General features: G+C 73.6%; 18 protein-coding genes. 7 read left to right on the plus strand and 11 right to left on the minus strand.

All coding sequences use genetic code 11. The features are described from left to right. Positions 1 to 148 precede the first annotated feature (148 nt). Complete coding sequence (locus ABEE00_RS23240) at positions 149 to 853, plus strand: O-methyltransferase (RefSeq protein ID WP_345747563.1); 705 nt, start codon at positions 149 to 151, stop codon at positions 851 to 853. A gap of 220 nt (positions 854 to 1,073) precedes the next feature. On the opposite strand, the gene ABEE00_RS23245 is transcribed toward ABEE00_RS23240, so the two are convergent. Further along, positions 1,074 to 1,241, minus strand: a complete 168-nt coding sequence (locus ABEE00_RS23245) for a DUF3117 domain-containing protein (protein WP_345747564.1) — start codon at positions 1,239 to 1,241, stop codon at positions 1,074 to 1,076. A 323-nt stretch (positions 1,242 to 1,564) separates the two neighbouring features. On the opposite strand from ABEE00_RS23245, the gene ABEE00_RS23250 reads away from it, so the two are divergent. After that, positions 1,565 to 2,356, plus strand: a complete 792-nt coding sequence (locus ABEE00_RS23250) for an enoyl-CoA hydratase-related protein (protein WP_345747565.1) — start codon at positions 1,565 to 1,567, stop codon at positions 2,354 to 2,356. 22 nt (positions 2,357 to 2,378) lie between these two features. Here ABEE00_RS23250 and ABEE00_RS23255 read toward each other — a convergent pair whose 3' ends face one another. After that, a complete protein-coding gene (locus ABEE00_RS23255; RefSeq protein WP_451918648.1) occupies positions 2,379 to 2,978 on the minus strand; it encodes a DNA-3-methyladenine glycosylase I in 600 nt (199 codons plus the stop codon). Further along, complete coding sequence (locus ABEE00_RS35860; protein ID WP_451918649.1) at positions 2,968 to 3,561, minus strand: DivIVA domain-containing protein; 594 nt, start codon at positions 3,559 to 3,561, stop codon at positions 2,968 to 2,970. The genes ABEE00_RS23255 and ABEE00_RS35860 overlap by 11 nt, the downstream gene beginning before the upstream one ends. Positions 3,562 to 3,743: 182 nt before the next feature. Here ABEE00_RS35860 and folP point away from each other — a divergent pair, with 182 nt between their 5' ends. Then, positions 3,744 to 4,613: a dihydropteroate synthase gene (folP, locus tag ABEE00_RS23265; RefSeq protein ID WP_345747720.1), complete on the plus strand. Its 870-nt coding sequence runs from the start codon at positions 3,744 to 3,746 to the stop codon at positions 4,611 to 4,613. Between the two features lie 60 nt (positions 4,614 to 4,673). Here folP and ABEE00_RS23270 read toward each other — a convergent pair whose 3' ends face one another. Further along, a complete protein-coding gene (locus tag ABEE00_RS23270; RefSeq protein ID WP_345747566.1) occupies positions 4,674 to 5,423 on the minus strand; it encodes an LOG family protein in 750 nt (249 codons plus the stop codon). A 164-nt stretch (positions 5,424 to 5,587) separates the two neighbouring features. Further along, positions 5,588 to 6,667 (minus strand): succinyl-diaminopimelate desuccinylase, encoded by a 1,080-nt coding sequence (dapE, locus tag ABEE00_RS23275; RefSeq protein WP_345747567.1) that lies wholly within the window; start codon positions 6,665 to 6,667, stop codon positions 5,588 to 5,590. Between dapE and ABEE00_RS23280 the strand changes: the two genes are divergently transcribed. Together ABEE00_RS23280 and ABEE00_RS23285 are read left to right on the plus strand one after the other, a co-directional pair. Beyond that, entirely contained in the window at positions 6,666 to 7,652 is a 987-nt protein-coding gene (locus ABEE00_RS23280; protein ID WP_451918650.1) for a hypothetical protein, read from the plus strand. The two genes, dapE and ABEE00_RS23280, sit on opposite strands and share 2 nt — an antisense overlap. 351 nt (positions 7,653 to 8,003) lie before the next feature. Further along, positions 8,004 to 8,465, plus strand: a complete 462-nt coding sequence (locus tag ABEE00_RS23285) for an ATP-binding protein (RefSeq protein WP_345747569.1) — start codon at positions 8,004 to 8,006, stop codon at positions 8,463 to 8,465. Between the two features lie 182 nt (positions 8,466 to 8,647). Here the strand turns inward: ABEE00_RS23285 and dapC are convergent, their stop codons facing one another. Further along, on the minus strand, positions 8,648 to 9,766 hold the full coding sequence (gene dapC / locus ABEE00_RS23290) for a succinyldiaminopimelate transaminase (RefSeq protein WP_345747570.1): 1,119 nt from the start codon (positions 9,764 to 9,766) through the stop codon (positions 8,648 to 8,650). Positions 9,767 to 9,929: 163 nt separating this feature from the next. Then, positions 9,930 to 10,256: a ferredoxin gene (gene fdxA / locus ABEE00_RS23295; RefSeq protein WP_345747571.1), complete on the minus strand. Its 327-nt coding sequence runs from the start codon at positions 10,254 to 10,256 to the stop codon at positions 9,930 to 9,932. A gap of 139 nt (positions 10,257 to 10,395) precedes the next feature. Between fdxA and ABEE00_RS23300 the strand changes: the two genes are divergently transcribed. Beyond that, positions 10,396 to 11,526 (plus strand): GNAT family N-acetyltransferase, encoded by a 1,131-nt coding sequence (locus ABEE00_RS23300; RefSeq protein ID WP_345747572.1) that lies wholly within the window; start codon positions 10,396 to 10,398, stop codon positions 11,524 to 11,526. Between the two features lies 1 nt (position 11,527). Beyond that, positions 11,528 to 12,466, plus strand: coding sequence for a transglutaminase-like domain-containing protein (locus tag ABEE00_RS23305; RefSeq protein ID WP_345747573.1), 939 nt, complete (start codon positions 11,528 to 11,530; stop codon positions 12,464 to 12,466). 88 nt (positions 12,467 to 12,554) lie between these two features. Here ABEE00_RS23305 and ABEE00_RS23310 read toward each other — a convergent pair whose 3' ends face one another. The 4 genes from ABEE00_RS23310 to ABEE00_RS23325 all read right to left on the minus strand — a co-directional run bounded on the left by ABEE00_RS23310 (position 12,555) and on the right by ABEE00_RS23325 (position 16,641). Next, positions 12,555 to 14,612, minus strand: a complete 2,058-nt coding sequence (locus ABEE00_RS23310; RefSeq protein ID WP_345747574.1) for a peptidoglycan binding domain-containing protein — start codon at positions 14,610 to 14,612, stop codon at positions 12,555 to 12,557. A gap of 367 nt (positions 14,613 to 14,979) precedes the next feature. Next, positions 14,980 to 15,480, minus strand: a complete 501-nt coding sequence (locus ABEE00_RS23315; protein ID WP_345747575.1) for a DUF6113 family protein — start codon at positions 15,478 to 15,480, stop codon at positions 14,980 to 14,982. Then, a complete protein-coding gene (mshB, locus tag ABEE00_RS23320) occupies positions 15,477 to 16,415 on the minus strand; it encodes an N-acetyl-1-D-myo-inositol-2-amino-2-deoxy-alpha-D-glucopyranoside deacetylase (RefSeq protein WP_345747576.1) in 939 nt (312 codons plus the stop codon). Before mshB ends, ABEE00_RS23315 begins: the two co-directional genes overlap by 4 nt. Positions 16,416 to 16,446: 31 nt before the next feature. Further along, positions 16,447 to 16,641 carry a hypothetical protein gene (locus ABEE00_RS23325; RefSeq protein WP_345747577.1) on the minus strand — a complete coding sequence of 65 codons (195 nt, stop codon included), beginning with the start codon at positions 16,639 to 16,641 and terminating at the stop codon, positions 16,447 to 16,449. Positions 16,642 to 16,798 lie beyond the last annotated feature (157 nt).

Consider the following 16,798-nt stretch of genomic DNA (forward strand, 5'->3'; position numbering starts at 1 on the left):
TAGCTCCGGATAAGCATTTTTGACCTGCTTTTGAGCCGGTCGCACGGCTTGCTTCATTGACGCCATCGCTCTCCCCCGGGGCACCTTCCATCCCTGCACAACGTGCGGTCCCATCTCCCGGTTCCCGGGGCAGCGGATACAGTCACGGTTGCGTGGACGACGGGGACAGGAGAAGGCCATTACCGGCAACCGGCTGACCAGCTGGGCGTTCGCCGACGCTTACGGCGCCGAGCTCGTCGGGGACGGCGCGAACGCCGACAGCGCGGAGGGCACCGCGCTGCACTGGGCCCGTGAGCGGGCGCGGGAGGCAGGGCTGCGCGCGGTGTCCCCGGGCACCGGTTCGGCGCTGCGGCTGCTGGCCGCCACCGTCGACGCGAAGGCCGTCGCCGAGATCGGCACCGGCACCGGCGTCTCCGGCATCCACCTGCTGAACGGGATGCGCGCCGACGGCGTGCTCACCACCGTGGACGTCGAGCCGGAGCGGCAGCAGTTCGCCAAGGAGGCGTTCCGCGCCGCCGGCTTCGCGGGCAACAGGGCGCGGTTCATCCCCGGCAACGCGCTGGACGTGCTGCCGCGGCTCGCTGACGGCGGGTACGACCTGGTGTTCTGCGACGGCGACCGGCTGGAGTGCCTGGACTATCTCGGAGAATCGTTGCGGCTGCTGCGCGGCGGCGGGCTGGTCTGCTTCGAGGGCGTCTTCGCCGGGGGCCGCACCGTGGACTCGGCCGCGCAGCCCGACGAGGTGCTGCGGCTGCGCGAGCTGCTGCGCGCGGTGCGCGAGCACGGCGCCCTCGTACCGTCCCTGCTGCCGGTCGGCGACGGACTGCTGTGCGCGGTGAAGCGGGACGGCTGAGGGGCGCACGGAGCGAGGGCGTGCGGAGCCGGGTGGCCGGGCCGCGTACGGGCTGGGCGGCTGAGCGGCGTACGGGCCCGGCGCGGGAGAACCGCGGGAGAACGCAGCCCCGGCGCGGAACCTTTCAGCCCGGCGCGAGAACACGGACCCGGCGGGGAAACGCCGCTGCCCCGGAGCGGGGCTCCGGGGCAGCGGGAGGTTCTCGGAAGGGGCGCGCGGGTCAGCCGCAGATCTTCTTGAGCTCCTCGCCCAGCGCGGTCGCCTCGTCCGGGGTCAGCTCGACGACGAGTCGCCCACCGCCTTCGAGCGGAACGCGCATGATGATGCCCCGCCCCTCCTTGGTCACCTCGAGCGGGCCGTCGCCCGTCCGCGGCTTCATGGCCGCCATGCTCGTTCCCCTTCCTGAAACCAGCTAGCTGATCGCAGCCGTCGGCCCCATCACAGGCGCCGTGTCACCGGCATCGAACACATTGCTTCTCCGTCATTATCCCGCATGGCAGGACCCGATGACCAACATCGGTCCGCATCTCTTCGTCGCCGTCCGCGCACAAAACCCCCCAATTCGCCGATCGCACCGCGATACTCCGCCGCTTTGTGTCCGCCTCGTGCCCGTACCGTGCCCTCCCGGGTTGATGGAGCTCACAGTCGCGGCGGGCGCCCTGCGGGGGCCGCCCCTGTCGGTACGGCGGTGAGCGGGTCATGCTGTGCGCCATGGCTGACACCGTGATCTACGACGTTTCCGAGGGCCTGGCGACCGTCACCCTCAACCGCCCCGACGCGATGAACTCCCTCAACACCGAGCTCAAGGTCGCGCTCCGGGACACCCTCCAGGAGGCGGCCGCCGACCCCGGGGTGCGGGCCGTGCTGCTGACCGGCAGCGGCAAGGCGTTCTGCGTGGGACAGGACCTGAAAGAGCACTCGGAGGCGCTGCGGGAACACGGCGGCGGGGGCGCGCTGAACACCGTGGAGGAGCACTACAACCCCATCACCCTGGCGCTGGCCGGGATGCCGAAGCCGGTCGTCGCGGGAGTCAACGGCGCCGCGGCCGGCGCGGGCGCGGGCTTCGCCTTCGCCGCCGACTACCGGGTGGTGGCGGACACCGCGGCCTTCCACACCGCCTTCGCCGGGGTGGCGCTGTCCACCGACTCCGGCATCTCCTGGACGCTGCCGCGCCTCGTGGGCGCGGGCCGGGCGGCCGAGCTGCTGATGCTGCCGCGCCCCGTGAAGGCGCAGGAGGCGCTGGAGCTGGGCCTCGCCAACAAGGTCGTTCCCGCAGGGGAGTTGGCGGCCGAGGCCGAGGCGGTCGCGCGGCAACTGGCGCAGGGCCCGACGGCGGCGTACGCGGCGATCAAGGAGGCGGTCGCCTACGGCAGCGCGCACTCGCTCGCCGACACGCTCGGCAAGGAGGCCGAACTCCAGACCCGCGCCGGGGACTCGGAGGACCACACCATCGCGGTCGAGTCCTTCCTCAAGAAGGAGCAGCCCCGCTTCACCGGGCGCTGAGCCGCCCGCGGCCCGCGCTCCCTCAAGTGGGCAGGCCGCGGGCCCAGCAGTCCGCGAGATGGTCGTTGACCAGGCCGCACGCCTGCATCATCGCGTACGCCGTGGTGGGGCCGACGAAGCGGAGGCCGCGGCGCTTGAGCTCCTTGGCCAGCGCCGTGGACTCCGGTGTGGTCGCCGGGATGTCGGTGTGCGAGCGGGGAGCCGCGCGTCCCGCGGCCTCCGGTGCGTACGACCAGATCAGGGCGTCCAGCTCGCCGTCCGGCCAGTCGGCGAGGACGCGCGCGTTGGCGGTCGCGGCGCTGATCTTGGCGCGGTTGCGGATGATGCCGGGGTCGGCGAGGAGGCGCTCCTCGTCGGCCCCGGTGAACCCGGCGACCTCCTTGATCCGGAAGCCGGCGAAGGCCGCCCGGAAGCCCTCCCTGCGGCGCAGGATCGTCAGCCAGGACAGACCCGACTGGAACGCCTCCAGGCACAGCCGCTCGAACAGGGCGTCGTCGCCGTGCACCGGGCGGCCCCACTCGGTGTCGTGATACGCCGCGTAGTCCTCGGGGGACACGCCCCAGGGGCAGCGCAGCAGCCCGTCGGCCCCGGCCCGGGCGCCCTCCATCGGCTCAGCGGCCATCGGATCCCTCCTCCTGCTCCCCGCCGTACGACGGCTGCTCGGGGCCGCGGTCGTGACCGGGGCCTCGGACCTGACCGGGGCCCTGAACCTGATCGGGGCTCTGGATCTGACCGGGACCCTGGCCCTGCCCGGGCCCCTGGATCTGACCGGCGCCAGTGCCGTCCTGCTCGGCGCCGTGGCCCGCCGCCGGGTGGCTGCCGTGGCCGCCCTGGCCCGCGGCCTTTCCCTGTGCCGCTTCGCGTACCCGGGTGTCCTGGGCCATCGCCGCCGCCTGTGCGCCCGCCAGCGCGGATTCCAGCTCGGCGATGCGCGCGTCGCGCTCGGCCAGCTCGGCGCCGAGTCTGTCCAGGACGTCGTCGACCTGCTCCATGCGATAGCCGCGCAGGCCGACGGCGAGGCGCAGGCCGTCCACGTCGGCGCGGGCCACCGGGCGGTCCGGCGGCAGCGGCTCGTCGAGCAGGTCGGGCGGCGCCTCGGCGAGGCCGCCGCTCGCGGTGTACCGCGGACCGTCGCCGCTGCCCACCACGGCCAGCGTCACCGCCGCGATGACCACGACGAGCGAGACCAGCAGGAACCAGAACACCGTCAACTCCCGGGAGCGGGCCGTACAGCAGGGGCGTTCCCCCTGCTGCCTGTCGGCCTCGATCGTGCCACGCGGGTACGACAGCTAAGGTCGGCGGCGGGCCCGTGTGCCGGCCACGTATGCGGGGCATGCGGCGGGCGCGCGAGCGGAAGAGGCCCGTGGAGCTGCGAGAGGAATGGCGGATGCTGCGCCTGGGGACGCGCGAGTTCGGCGCGAACGAGCCGGTGATCATGGCGATCGTGAACCGGACGCCGGACTCCTTCTACGACCGGGGCGCCACGTTCGCCGACGAACCGGCGCTGGAGCGGGTCGCGCAGGCCGTGGAGGAGGGCGCGGCCGTCGTCGACATCGGCGGGGTGAAGGCGGGTCCAGGCGAGGAGGTCTCGGCCGAGGAGGAGGCCCGGCGCACGGTGGACTTCGTCGCCGAGGTGCGGCGGCGCCACCCCGACGTGGTGATCAGCGTGGACACCTGGCGGCACGAGGTCGGCGAGGCCGTCTGCGAGGCGGGCGCCGACCTGCTCAACGACGCGTGGGGCGGGGTCGATCCGAAGCTCGCCGAGGTCGCCGCGCGGCACGGCGCGGGCCTGGTGTGCACCCACGCGGGCGGCGCCGAACCGCGTACCAGGCCGCACCGGGTGAGCTACGACGGCGAAGACGGCGTGGTCGGCGACATCCTGCGGGTCACCCTCGGGCTCGCGGAGCGCGCGGTGGAGCTGGGCGTGCGCCGCGACGGCATCCTCATCGACCCGGGGCACGACTTCGGCAAGAACACCCGGCACTCCCTGGAGGCCACCCGGCGCCTGGGCGAGCTCGCCGACACCGGCTGGCCCGTCCTGGTCTCCCTCTCCAACAAGGACTTCGTCGGCGAGACCCTGGACCGCCCCGTCAAGGAGCGGCTGACCGGAACGCTGGCCACCACCGCGGTCTCGGCATGGCTCGGCGCGCAGATGTACCGCGTGCACGAAGTGGCCGAAACCAAGCAGGTGGTGGACATGGTGGCGACCATCGCGGGCCACCGCGAGCCGGCCGTCGCGCGGCGCGGGCTGGCCTGAGACCCCGTACGGGATCTGCACCCCGTACGAGGAAGCGGCGCGGCTCCCGCGGCGCGGGGCTCAGCTCTCGGTCTCCTCCGTGACCAGCTTGACCGCCTCGTCGACGTCGTCGGTAAGGTGGAAGAGGTCCAGGTCCTTCGGCGCGGCCTTGCCCTGCGCGATGAGGGTGTCGCGCACCCAGTCGACCAGGCCCTTCCAGTAGTCGGTGCCGAAGAGCACGATCGGGAAGCGGGTGACCTTCTTCGTCTGCACGAGGGTCATCGCCTCGAACAGCTCGTCCAGGGTGCCGAGCCCGCCGGGCAGCACCACGAAGCCGCGCGCGTACTTCACGAACATGGTCTTCCGCACGAAGAAGTAGCGGAAGTTGACCCCGATGTCGACGAAGTCGTTCAGCCCCTGCTCGAAGGGCAGCTCGATGCCCAGGCCGACCGAGGTGCCGCGCGCCTCCAGGGCGCCCTTGTTGGCGGCCTCCATCGCGCCGGGCCCGCCGCCGGTGATCACCGCGAAGCCCGCCTCGGCCAGGGCTCGCCCGATGCGCACCCCCGCCTCGTACTCCGGCGAGTCGACCGGGGTGCGGGCCGAGCCGAACACGCTGATGGCCGGGCCGAGTTCGGCGAGGGCGCCGAAGCCCTCCACGAACTCCGCCTGGATGCGCAGCACCCGCCACGGGTCCTGGTGCACCCAGTCGGAGGGGCCGGTGGTGTCCAGCAGCCGCTGGTCCGTGGTGCCGGGCTGCACCTGGCCGCGGCGGCGCACCACCGGACCCAGATACTGCTCCTGCGGCTCCCGCTGCTGCTCGGGGCTGCTCATACCGTGCTCCCTCCGCTTGCGATCTTTCCGGTTCAGCCTACGCAGGCACGGGTGACGTACGGAAAAAATCAGGCAGACGGTTCAGTTGCCCCAGCCGTACCACCGCAGGTCAGACGGCCCGGCAGCCCGTATCCCGGCACCAAGGGCACCCGGCGCTCGGGCCCTCACGCGGAGAGCCAGGCGCGCAGCCGCTCCTCGCAGTGCAGCACCTTCGCCGTCTCCACCCGCTCGTCCCGCTTGTGCGCCAGGTTCGGGTCGCCGGGGCCGTAGTTGACCGCGGGGACGCCCAGCGCGCTGAAGCGCGAGACGTCGGTCCAGCCGTACTTGGGCTGCGGCTCGCCGCCCACCGCCTCGATGAAGGCGCGCGCCGCAGGGTGCGAGAGCCCCGGGAGCGCGCCGCCCGAGCTGTCGTCCACGGTCAGCTCGAAGTCGCCGCAGTCCGCGAAGACCTCGCGCACGTGCGCGAGGGCCTCCTCCTCGCTCTTGTCCGGCGCGTAGCGGTAGTTGACCGTGACCACGCACTCGTCCGGGATCACGTTGCCCGCGACGCTGCCCTCGACCCGCACGGCGTTCAGGCCCTCGCGGTACTCCAGACCGTCGATGACCACCCGCCGCGGCTCGTACGAGGCGAGGCGCCGGAGGATCGGCGCGGCGTGGTGGATGGCGTTGTCCCCCAGCCACGAGCGCGCGGAGTGCGCGCGCTGTCCGCCGGTGCGCAGCAGCACGCGCAGGGTGCCCTGGCAGCCGCCCTCGACCTGGCCGCTGGAGGGCTCCAGGAGCACCGCGAAGTCGCCGGCCAGCCAGTCGGGGTGGGCCTCGGCGACGTGCCCGAGGCCGTTGAGGTGCGCGGCGACCTCCTCGTTGTCGTAGAAGACGAAGGTGAGGTCGCGGTTCGGCTCGGGCAGGGTCGCGGCCGTCCTGAGCTGCACGGCGACCCCCGCCTTCATGTCGCTGGTGCCGCAGCCCCACAGCAGCCCGTCCTCATCGAGCCTGGACGGCACGTTGTCCGCGATCGGCACGGTGTCGATGTGCCCGGCGAGGATCACGCGCTCGGACCGCCCCAACTGTGTGCGCGCGATCACGTTGTTGCCGTGCCGGTCGACCGTGAGGTGCGGCAGCGCGCGCAGTGCCTCCTCGATCGCGTCGGCCAGCTCCTTCTCGCTCCCGCTCTCCGAGGGGAAGTCCACGAGCTCCGCCGTGAGCCGGGCGGCATCCTGTTGCAGGTCGAGTCCGGTGTGCGCCATGGGGCAACCCTACGGCTGGGCTACCTTTGGGCGCGTGCCCCGCTCCGCTTCCCCCGACCGCCGCGGACGCAGCCGGCTCCTCCGGTTCTCCGCGGCCCTGCTGGCCCTGCTCTGCATAGCCGGCTATGCCCTCGTCCAGTACGTCACGAGCAGGCTCGACGTGGCCCGCTGCACCGTGCGCGCGGCCGACGGACACGGCGAGGACTACCGCCTCGAGCCCCGCCAGGCGGCGAACGCGGCGACCATCGCCGCCGTCGCCTCCCGGCACGACCTGTCCGAGCGCGCGGTGACCATAGCCCTGGCCACCGCCATGCAGGAGTCGGCGCTGCGCAACATCGACCACGGCGACCGCGATTCGCTCGGCCTCTTCCAGCAGCGCCCCTCGCAGGGCTGGGGCACGGCCGACCAGATCCAGGACCCGGTGTATGCGGCGGAGAAGTTCTACGAGCACCTGGCGAAGGTCCCCGGCTACTCCCGGCTCCCGCTGACCGTGGCCGCGCAGCGCGTGCAGCGCAGCGGCTTCCCGCAGGCGTACGCCAAGCACGAGTCCCAGGCGGTGCTGCTCACCGCGGCCCTCACCGGCCGCCGCGCCGCCTCCTTCACCTGCACGACGGGTACGGGGCAGGGCGCGGCCGACACCAGGGCGGGCAGCGCGTCCGAGGTGCGCGAGCGGCTGGTGCGGGAGTTCGGCTCCGGCGTGCTGCCGGACGGCGGCTCCTCCCCCGCCGCCGCGGGCGGCGGCGGGCGCAGGGCGGCACCCGAGTCCCAGGTGGTGATCCCGCCCTCCGGCGCGCAGCGCGAGTGGGAGCTGGCGCACTGGGCGGTGGCGCACGCGACCGAGCTGCGCATCGACCGGGTCGCGGTGCGCGGCCACGTCTGGACCGCCGAGCGCTCCGAGGCCGGCTGGCGGCGCGTCGGCGCGAGCACCCGCGCGGCCGGTGTCGGCGGCTCCCCCGTGACCCTGGGGCTCAAGTCCGGGCAGTAGTACGGAAGTTTCCCCGAACGAGGGAATGCGGCGCCGCGCCCCACCGGAGCGGCGCCGCTTTCGTATGCACGGAACACCTTTCCCAACGCCCCAGCACGCCGGGCGAATTGACGTTTCTGCCCGCGCTGCGGGACCGCGCGGATTCGCCGGATCTGTCCCCGGCGCGACCCCCTTCGCGTTGCGAATCCTTTACCTGGGCGGGCCGCAACCTTCCCCCTCTCCGGCGCGATATGCAGACCGTCCGACCGGCCGCCCCGTGGCGGTCCGTCGGCGCGGAGCCACCCCGAGTCAGTGAAGACCAGTCCCGAAGTCCGAAGTCCCTCAGCGGACTTCCCCCGTCAAAGGAGCAACATGTCCCTCTCGCGCCGGATCGCCAAGACCGCGCTGCTCTCCGCCGCGGGCGCCGCCTCCGTCCTGGGCGCCGCGGCCTCAGCAAGCGCAGCCGAGCTGCCGTCCACCGCCGACGTCGGCGGTCTGACCAAGCTGGACGGCGCGGGCCTCGGCGACTCCGTCGACGGCGCCGCGCAGGGCACCACCGACATGGCAGGCAAGACCGGCGGCCGCGCCGTGGAGTCCGGCGTCCCCGCGGCGGGCGACGCGGTGGGCGCAGCGGGCAAGACCGCAGCCCCGGCCGCGCAGGACCTGCTCGGCAGCACCGCGGGCCACACCGGCGAGATCGTCGGCGACGCCGGCAAGGTCACCGGTGACCTCCCGGCCGGCGCGGGCGCGCTGGGCAAGCTCGGCAAGACCGGCGGCGCCCTGCCCGGCGGTCTCCCCGGCGGCCTGCCCGCCACCGGCGCGCTGGGCGGCTGACGCCCGGGCCGCACGCGGCCCGCACCGGCCCGTACGGCTGCGGCACCCGTACGACGTGGTCCGTACGACGTGTGCGCCGCGGCTTGCACACCGCGGCGCACGCACAACGGCCGGGCCCCGGAGGGACGTTCCTCCGGGGCCCGGCCGTCTGTCGTATGCCCTCTGCCGTCCGGTGCCGCGGGTCAGGCGTCCGGCAGCTCGGCGAGGCGGCGCACCGCCGCCTCGACCCGCTCGTCGGTCGCCGTGAAGGCGACCCGCACGAAGCGCTCGCCCGCCGGACCGTAGAAGTCGCCGGGCGCGACCAGGATGCCGCTCTTGGACAGGTCGCCGACGGTGTCCCAGCAGGACTCGTCGCGCGTCGCCCACAGATACAGCGAGGCCTCGCTGTGCTCCACGCGGAACCCGCGTGCCTCCAGCGCTCCGCGCAGCGCCCGGCGCCGCGCGGCGTACCGCTCCCGCTGCTCCGCCACATGCGCGTCGTCGCCGAGCGCCGCCACCGTCGCCGCCTGCACGGGGGCGGGCACCATCATTCCCCCGTGCTTGCGGATCTGGAGCAGCTCGCCCAGCACCGCCGCGTCACCCGCGACGAACGCTGACCGGTAACCGGCCAGGTTGGAGCGCTTGGAGAGGGAGTGCACCGCGAGCAGCCCGGTGAAGTCGCCGCCGCACACCTCGGGGTGCAGCACCGACACCGGCTCTGCCTCCCAGCCCAGCTCCAGGTAGCACTCGTCGCTGGCGATCAGCACGCCGTGCTCCCTGGCCCACGCCACGGCGCGGGTCAGCTCGGCCTGGGAGAGCACCCGGCCCGTGGGGTTCGACGGGGAGTTGAGCCACAGGAGCCGCAGCCCCTGGGGGTCCAGCTCCCACGGGTCGTCGTAGACCACGGGCTCGGCCCCTGCCAGCCGCGCGCCCACCTCGTACGTCGGGTAGGCCAGCCGCGGGAAGGCCACCTTGTCGCCGTGGCCCAGGCCGAGCTGGGTCGGCAGCCAGGCCACCAGCTCCTTGGAGCCGACCACGGGGAGCACGTTGCGGTGGTCCACCGCGCGTGCGCCCAGGCGGCGTTCGCACCATCCGGCGAGGGCGTCCCGCAGCGCGGGCGTGCCCCACACGGTCGGATAGCCGGGGCTGTCCGCCGCGTCGGCCAGCGCGCTCCGCACGACCTCGGGGACCGGGTCGACGGGCGTGCCGACGGAGAGGTCCACGATGCCGTCGGGATGTGCGGCCGCTGTCGCCTTGTGCGGCTCGAGGCGGTCCCAGGGGAAGGCCGGGAGCCGCCCGGAGACGGGAGAGGCTGGTGGCACGTGCTGCTCGCTTTCGGCTTCGCCCGCAGCGCGGAGGGCACACCGCGCGGCGGGGGCGTTCTACTGAGGTCCGGGGAAGGCCGGAAAGGCAGCGGTCCCGCACGGCGACGGTGGGCCGTACGGGACCGCGGCCCCGGGACTCAGGGCCCGCAGGGCCCCTGGGTCACTCGTCGTGCTGCTGCGGCGGAAGCGCGGCGATCACCGGGTGGTCGCGCTCGATCAGGCCGAGCTTGCTGGCACCGCCGGGCGAACCGAGCTCGTCGAAGAACTCGACGTTCGCCTTGTAGTAGTCCTTCCACTCCTCGGGAGTGTCGTCCTCGTAGAAGATCGCCTCGACCGGGCACACCGGTTCGCAGGCCCCGCAGTCGACGCATTCGTCCGGGTGGATGTACAAGGACCGCTGGCCCTCGTAGATGCAGTCGACGGGGCACTCCTCGATGCAGGCCTTGTCCTTCAGGTCGACACAAGGCTCCGCGATGACGTAGGTCACGCTGTCGTTCCTCCTCGATAGGGCTGGCGGACCGATGTGCGGCTCCGCCGCGGGGCGCGCGGGAGCGCGGCGTCGTCGATGCCCGCACCTAGTATCTCCGTTCCCGGGCACGAGACGAACAGGAGGGGCGGGTAGAGCTGTGGAATTCACCACGGGCGGACGCCTTGAGGTCCGAATTACCGCTTCTGACGTGGGGAAACGCGTATCGGTACGGTCTTTGACCGGGTTTGGCGAACGCGCCGGGGATCCCTCCCCCAAGTTCACCGACACGGTGGGGGTTCTCACATCCTGGACCGGAGGTGTGCTGATGATCACTCGCCGCGGCGGTGAGACGGTGCGCCTCGCGGAGGGCGATCTGGTCGCGGCCAAGGTGATCCCCGCCGCTCCGGCCAGGCGGCGTGGGGTTCCGGCCGCCACCGTGCGCGAGCTCCAGGAGACCGCGGCGCGCGGCTGGCCGGCACCCGAGACCGCGCGGCTCGGGGAGTGGACGCTGCGGGCCGCCGTGGCGGAGGGGCCGGGCGACGGCGGGACCGGGCACGGAGAACCCCCGTACGGAGAAGCGCGCGAGGGATTCACCCGGCGCGCCAACTCCGTACTCCCGCTGGGCGGTCCGGGGCTGCCGCTGCCGCAGGCGCTGGAGGCCGTCGAGCGCTGGTACGCGGAGCGCGGGCTGCCCCCGTTGGTGCAGGTGGCGACAGGTGCGGAGGACGAAGAAGAGGAGCCGCGCGTAGCGCGTCCTACAGGGGCGGTGGCCGGGCGACGGGCGGGCCTGCTGGCCGGTGAGCTGGAGTCGCGCGGCTGGACCGCCGAGGGGCACACCCTGATGCGGGTCGGCGCCCTGGCGCCGCTCGCGGACCGGGAGCCCGACGCGCGGGTGGAGCTGAGCCGGGAGCCCGACGAGGGCTGGACGGCGATGTACCGGCGCACCGGTCAACTGGCCGACGTGGCGCGGACGGTGCTGACCGGCGGTCCCTCCGTGTGGTTCGCGACGGTGCGGGACGCGGGGAGCGGGTACCCGGCGGCCATCGGACGGTGCGTGGTGGACGGCAGGTGGGCCGGGTTCGCCGCGGTGGAGACCGCGGCGGAGCGGCGCCGCGAGGGCCTGGCGCGCTCCGTCATGGCCGAGCTCGCCAGGCGCGCGCTGGACGAGGGCGCCTCGGCCGCGTACCTCCAGGTCGAGGCGGACAACGCGGAGGCCCGGGGGCTGTACGACGCGCTCGGGTTCGCGGACCATCACGCGTACCACTACCGCCGGGCACCACGGGACTGAGATGGACGGAGAGCACACGGAAGACGAGGGCGCGCACGGCGGCGGGGACCGGCGCGCCGAGGCCGTGCGGGAGAACCGCCGGCTGTTCGCCGAGGCGGCCCGCGAGGAGCGGCCCGACCTCGCGCGCCTCTGCCTGCTGATCGGCGCGGAGGCGGAGCTGCACGGAGACGTCGGCGAGGCGGCGGACGAGGCCGCACTGGACGAGAAGAGCGGCGAGCGGTCGGTCGATCTCGCGCAGATCGAACTGGACCGGCTCTCGGGGCAGTTGCCGTACGAGCGCGGCCGCTCCCCCGCGCAGTGGGCGCTCGCGCTGGAGCTGCTGCTCGGCGAGGAGTGCGGCTTCCACGGCGCGCAGGCCGACTACCGATGGCTGAAGTCGTCGCTTCTGCAATCGGTGCTGGAGCGCCGCAGGGGCCTGCCGATCCTGCTGTCCGTGGTGTGGACGGAGGTCGCGCGCCGCGCGGGCGCCCCGGTGTACGGGGTCGCGCTGCCCGGGCACTACGTGGTCGGCTTCGGCGATCCCGCGGGCGACCACGTGCTGGCCGACCCCTTCGCGGGCGGCAGGATCCTCGCGGGCAACGAGGTGGACGTGCTGGTCGCGAGCGCCACGGGCAACCAGGGCCGGGTCCCCGAGGCGCTGCTGCGGCCCGCTTCGCCGCTGGAGACGGTGCTGCGGGTGCTCAACAACATCCGCGCCTGGGCCGCCGCCAGGCCCGAGCGCTCCCGCGTACAACTCTGGGCGCTGGACCTCTCGCTGCTGCTCCCGCACCACCCGGCGCGGCTGCGGCACGAGCGGGCGCGGCTGCTGGTGGAGCGCGGGGAGTTCACCGCGGGGGCGCGGGAGCTGGAGGAGTACGCCGAGGTGATCTCGGCGATGGAGCCCGCGGCCGCCGACGCGGTGCGCAAGGAGGCGCGGGCAGCACGCGCGCGGCTCAACTGAGCCGCACACACCGCACACACCGCACACGACGACGGAGGGCCGGGGCGTGTGCCCCGGCCCTCCGTACGTCCTCGCGCGGCGGCGGACCTCAGCTCGGGTTGAGCGGGATCTCGGCGACGCGCTTGGCCGGGTCGGTCTGCTTGAGCGCGGGGCGCAGCGCCTGGACCACGTCCTGCGGCATCACCGGCGTACGGCTGCCGTTGCCGCGAGCGATCTTCACGTTCGCGAACGTCGTGCCGTAGAGCTTCTGCAGGACCGGCAGCTTGTAGGAGTCCATCAGCTTGCCGTTCACCGGCTTCATCGACAGGAACTTCGGCAGCGACTTCTCCGGACTGAACTTGATCTCGGCGTTGCCCGCCTTGACCGTCACCATCCCGGACATCGCGGGCTTGGCGAACTCCCGCATGGCCCGGTCCAGTTCCGCCTTGCCCACCTCGGGCTGCTGCATGCTGACGGGCAGCGCGACGGGGCTGTTCCTGCCGGTGATGGCGCGGTCCCGGTACGCCTTCTGGAGGCGGTCGCTCGCCTTGTCCGGGTCGATGCCCTTGTGCGGCTTGCCCGGTACGGCGACGGCGCGGCCGGCCACGAACTTGATCTCCCCGTCGGTGGGGGCCCCGCCGCCGCTCTGCCGGCTGATCCGCGCCAGGGCCGACTTCATCTTCTCCCTGTCGACGCTGATCGCGGGCTGCGCCTCGCGGTCCACGCCGAACAGCGAGCCGATCACCGAGACCGGGTTGTAGTCCCGGCCAGCGGCCTTGCGGACGGTCTCCTCGGTGTCCAGGGTCAGCCCCGCGACGCTGGGCCGCAGCGAGGACTTGTGGTCGGCCGCGGTGACCGTGAACGCCTGGTTCTTGTTGTCGCCGAGCGCGGTGTCGAGCTTGTTGACCGCCTCGTGCTTGCTGGTGCCGCCGATGTCCACGCCGAGCACGGTGGTGCCGTTGGGCACGTCGCTGTGGTCGAGCAGCAGCCCGGCCCCGTACGCGATGCCGATCAGGCCCACCAGGCCCGCGCCGGCCAGCATCAGCTTCGAACGGCCGCCGCCCGAGCCGCCGTCGGACCCGCCGGAGCCCGCGGGCGAGGCCGCCGGGGCCGGTTCGGACGCCGGGGTGGAGACGTCAGGGCGCTCCGGCACGGGCGGACTGCCGAGTCCGGGGGCGCCGGGGATTCCCGTGCCCCCCGTGCTCTCGGCGCCGGAGCCCGAGGGCACCCGCGGGATGCCGCTCACCAGGGTGTCGCTGGCGATCCGGTCGTCACCGGGCGGGTTCGGTCCTGGCGGTGCGGATCCCGGCGCGTCCGTGCCGGGTGCGCCGGTGCCGGGGCCCCCGGTGCCGGGCGGCATGCCGAGCCCCGACTCGTTCAGCAGCTCCTCGCCCACGCCGCCGGGCGCGAACGGTGCGGGCCCTGCGCCGAGCCCGAGCGTCGAGTCCGGCGCGGGGTCGGCGGCGTACGGACCCGCGTACGGCGGCGGCTCCGGCAGCGCGTTCTCCTGCGTGCCGTACGGGTCCGAGTGCGGGCCCGTGGGCGCGCCGCCCGCGATCCCGCCGCCGAGCGTCCCGTGCCCGCCGGTCTGCTCGCCCGGCTTGGAGAACGGCATGTCGCCCGTCCCCGGGCCCGAGGTCGGTCCTGCGGGGCCCGTGGAGCCCGCGGCCGGGGTCTCGCCCGTGCCGTCCATCAGGTTGTGGATGGCGCTGCGCGGGGTGCCGTCGGCCGGGGTGTCCGGGGGGCTGGGGTGCCCCGCGGGGATCGGGCCCGTGTCGTAGGCGTCGGGCCGCGCGTCCTGCCCGCCCGAGAAGTACGGCAGGTCGGTGCGGCCGCCGGACGTCTGGCCCGCTGCCGCCGCACCGGACGCACCGGTCGCACCAGAAGCACCGGACGCCGCGCCGCCGCCCGAAGTGGGCGGATTCTTGGCGCCCTTCCTGCGCGGCGCGAACCAGTCGCTGGTCTCCTGGGTGAACTCACCGCTGCCGCCGCCCTGTTCGCGGCCCGGGTCGCCGGGCTGCGGCTCCTCGGCCGCAGGGCCGGCGGGCGCGGGCGGCGGCACCGTGCCGTGCTGCCCGGTGGTCTCGGCGGGCGAGGCGGGGGCGCCGGGGGCTTCGCCGCCCCGCTCCGCGGCGCCCGCGGAGTCCGGCTCCTCGCTCTCGCTCACCGGAGTGCGCATCACGACGGGCGGAATCGGCCGGGACCCGGGGATGTTGATCCGGATCCGGGTCGTCAGCGTGGTCTCGGTTTTCGGCTCGTCAGCGGGGGCGGCGGAGTCCGTACTGTGCGGGTCTGCGCCCGCGGACTCCTCTCCACCGCCGTACGGTTCGGTTCCCGGCGGGTACGCCGAACCGCCACGGCCGCCCTGGGGCCCGGAGGACGAACTGTCAGTTTCACGGCTCAAAGCAGGTACTCCCGGTTGGATTCGCCGCCCCATTGTGCTTGTACGCGGACGGCTCGCCGGCGCGCACCACCATACTTCCAGGCACCACGGGGCACGGGCGTACCGCTCAAACGCCCCGACTGCGGCCTCATCAGCGGTACTTGCCCCGCAGCACGGGCGGAGCGGGGAGGGCGATCGTGGCGCACATCACAGCGGCGAGCATGCCACCCCATACGTACACAAAGGTGCTGATGCTGCCACCGAACATGAAGTCGCCCTCGGGCCGGGACACCATCAGCAGCGCCACGGCGAGCGTCCAGCCGACGCCCGGCGCGATCGCCCCCACCTTCGTACGGGAGAGCTTGGAGCCGCCCCAGAAGACGCCGACCGAGGCGGCCATCGCCAGCACCAGGCCCACGGGGGTCCAGCCGGCCTGCACCAGCGCGCCGGCAGCGCCGACCAGCAGGCCCAGCACGCCGAGCCCGATGTACAGCAGCACGCGCAGCCGCGGGGTGCCCGGCGGCATCGCCTCGCGCTCGGCCTCGGTCGCCGGCGCGTCGGACGCGGCGCCCTTCGCGTTCTGAGCGCCCTGGGCACCGCCCGCGCCCTTGGCGCCCTTCGCGTCCCCGGCTCCGCCGGCTCCACCGCTCACGCCGTCTCCTCCGCCTGCACGTCGAGGCCCGCGAACAGGTCGTCCTGCACGCTCCTGTCACAGCCGCCGCCGGTGCGCGCCGCGGCGTCGGCTTCGGCTCCCGCAGCCAGACGGTAGTACTCGGTGGCGAAGAGCGGCTGCCCCAAGTCGTTCGAAAGGGCGAAAAAGGGGCCGTCCACGACAATTTGCGTCTCGTGTCTGCGCATGGCGGCGGCCTTCGCGAGCGCGGAATGCTCGCCGCCGTCCACCGCGACGGTCACCTCGGCGTCGTCCACCACGCCCGGCACGTCCTCGGCGTGCGCGACGCCGGGGAACGGGTTCTCCTCGCCGAGCTTCTCCAGCAGCGCGAAACCGGCGTCCACGGCGGAGCGCGGCACGCAGTTCCAGTAGATGCGGGTCACCGCGTGCGGCTCGCCGGTGCCGGGGACGGCATCGGGGTCGGCGGCCAGCTCGGCCGCGCGCATCGCGACGCGGTGCGCCTTGATGTGGTCGGGGTGCCCGTAGCCCCCGTCGGGGTCATAGGTCACGAGCACCTGCGGGCGCACCTCGCGGATCACCGCCACGAGGTGGGCCGCCGCCTCGTCCAGCGGCGCCTGCCAGAAGCTGCCGGGGCGCGCGTTGGTGGCCGCGCCCATCATCCCGGAGTCGCGGTAGCGCCCGGGGCCGCCGAGGAAGCGGTGGTCCTCGACGCCCAGCTCGCGCATGGCCGCGTCGAGTTCGCCGATGCGGTGCGGACCGAGCGCGTCGTCCCGGTCCGCCGCCAGATGTGCGAGCGAGGGCGGGATGACCTCGCCCTCCTCGCCCAGGGTGCACGTCACCAGGGTGACGTGCGCGCCCTCCGCCGCGTACTTGGCCATGGTGGCCCCGTTGTTGATCGACTCGTCGTCCGGGTGCGCGTGCACCAGGAGAAGGCGGCGGCCTTGGGCGTTGCTCATGTTCCGACCCTACGACGGGACGGGCGGGCTCCTAGAACTTGATGCCGCTGAGCATCCCCGCGACGTTGGTGGTCAGCTTGTTGATCGTGGGCGCGATGGACGAACTGGCCAGATAGAAGCCCAACAGCACGCACACCAGGGCGTGTCCGGCCTTCAACCCTGATTTCTTGACCAGCAGGAAGACGACGATCGCCAGCAGCACCACCGCCGAAATCGAGAGTGCCACGGCGGTTCACCTCCAAGTACACGGTCGTTACAGGTACATCATTCAGCAGGACAAGCCCGGGCCGCCACGGACCCGCGGCACGGTCGAGCCACGGGCTGTATACCCAGTGCCCACCATGCGCAACGGATCATAACTATCCGTGAGACTGCACGGCTCG

The sequence above is a fragment of the Streptomyces odontomachicola genome (assembly GCF_039605595.1).
In the GTDB taxonomy this organism is placed as follows: Bacteria; Actinomycetota; Actinomycetes; order Streptomycetales; family Streptomycetaceae; genus Streptomyces.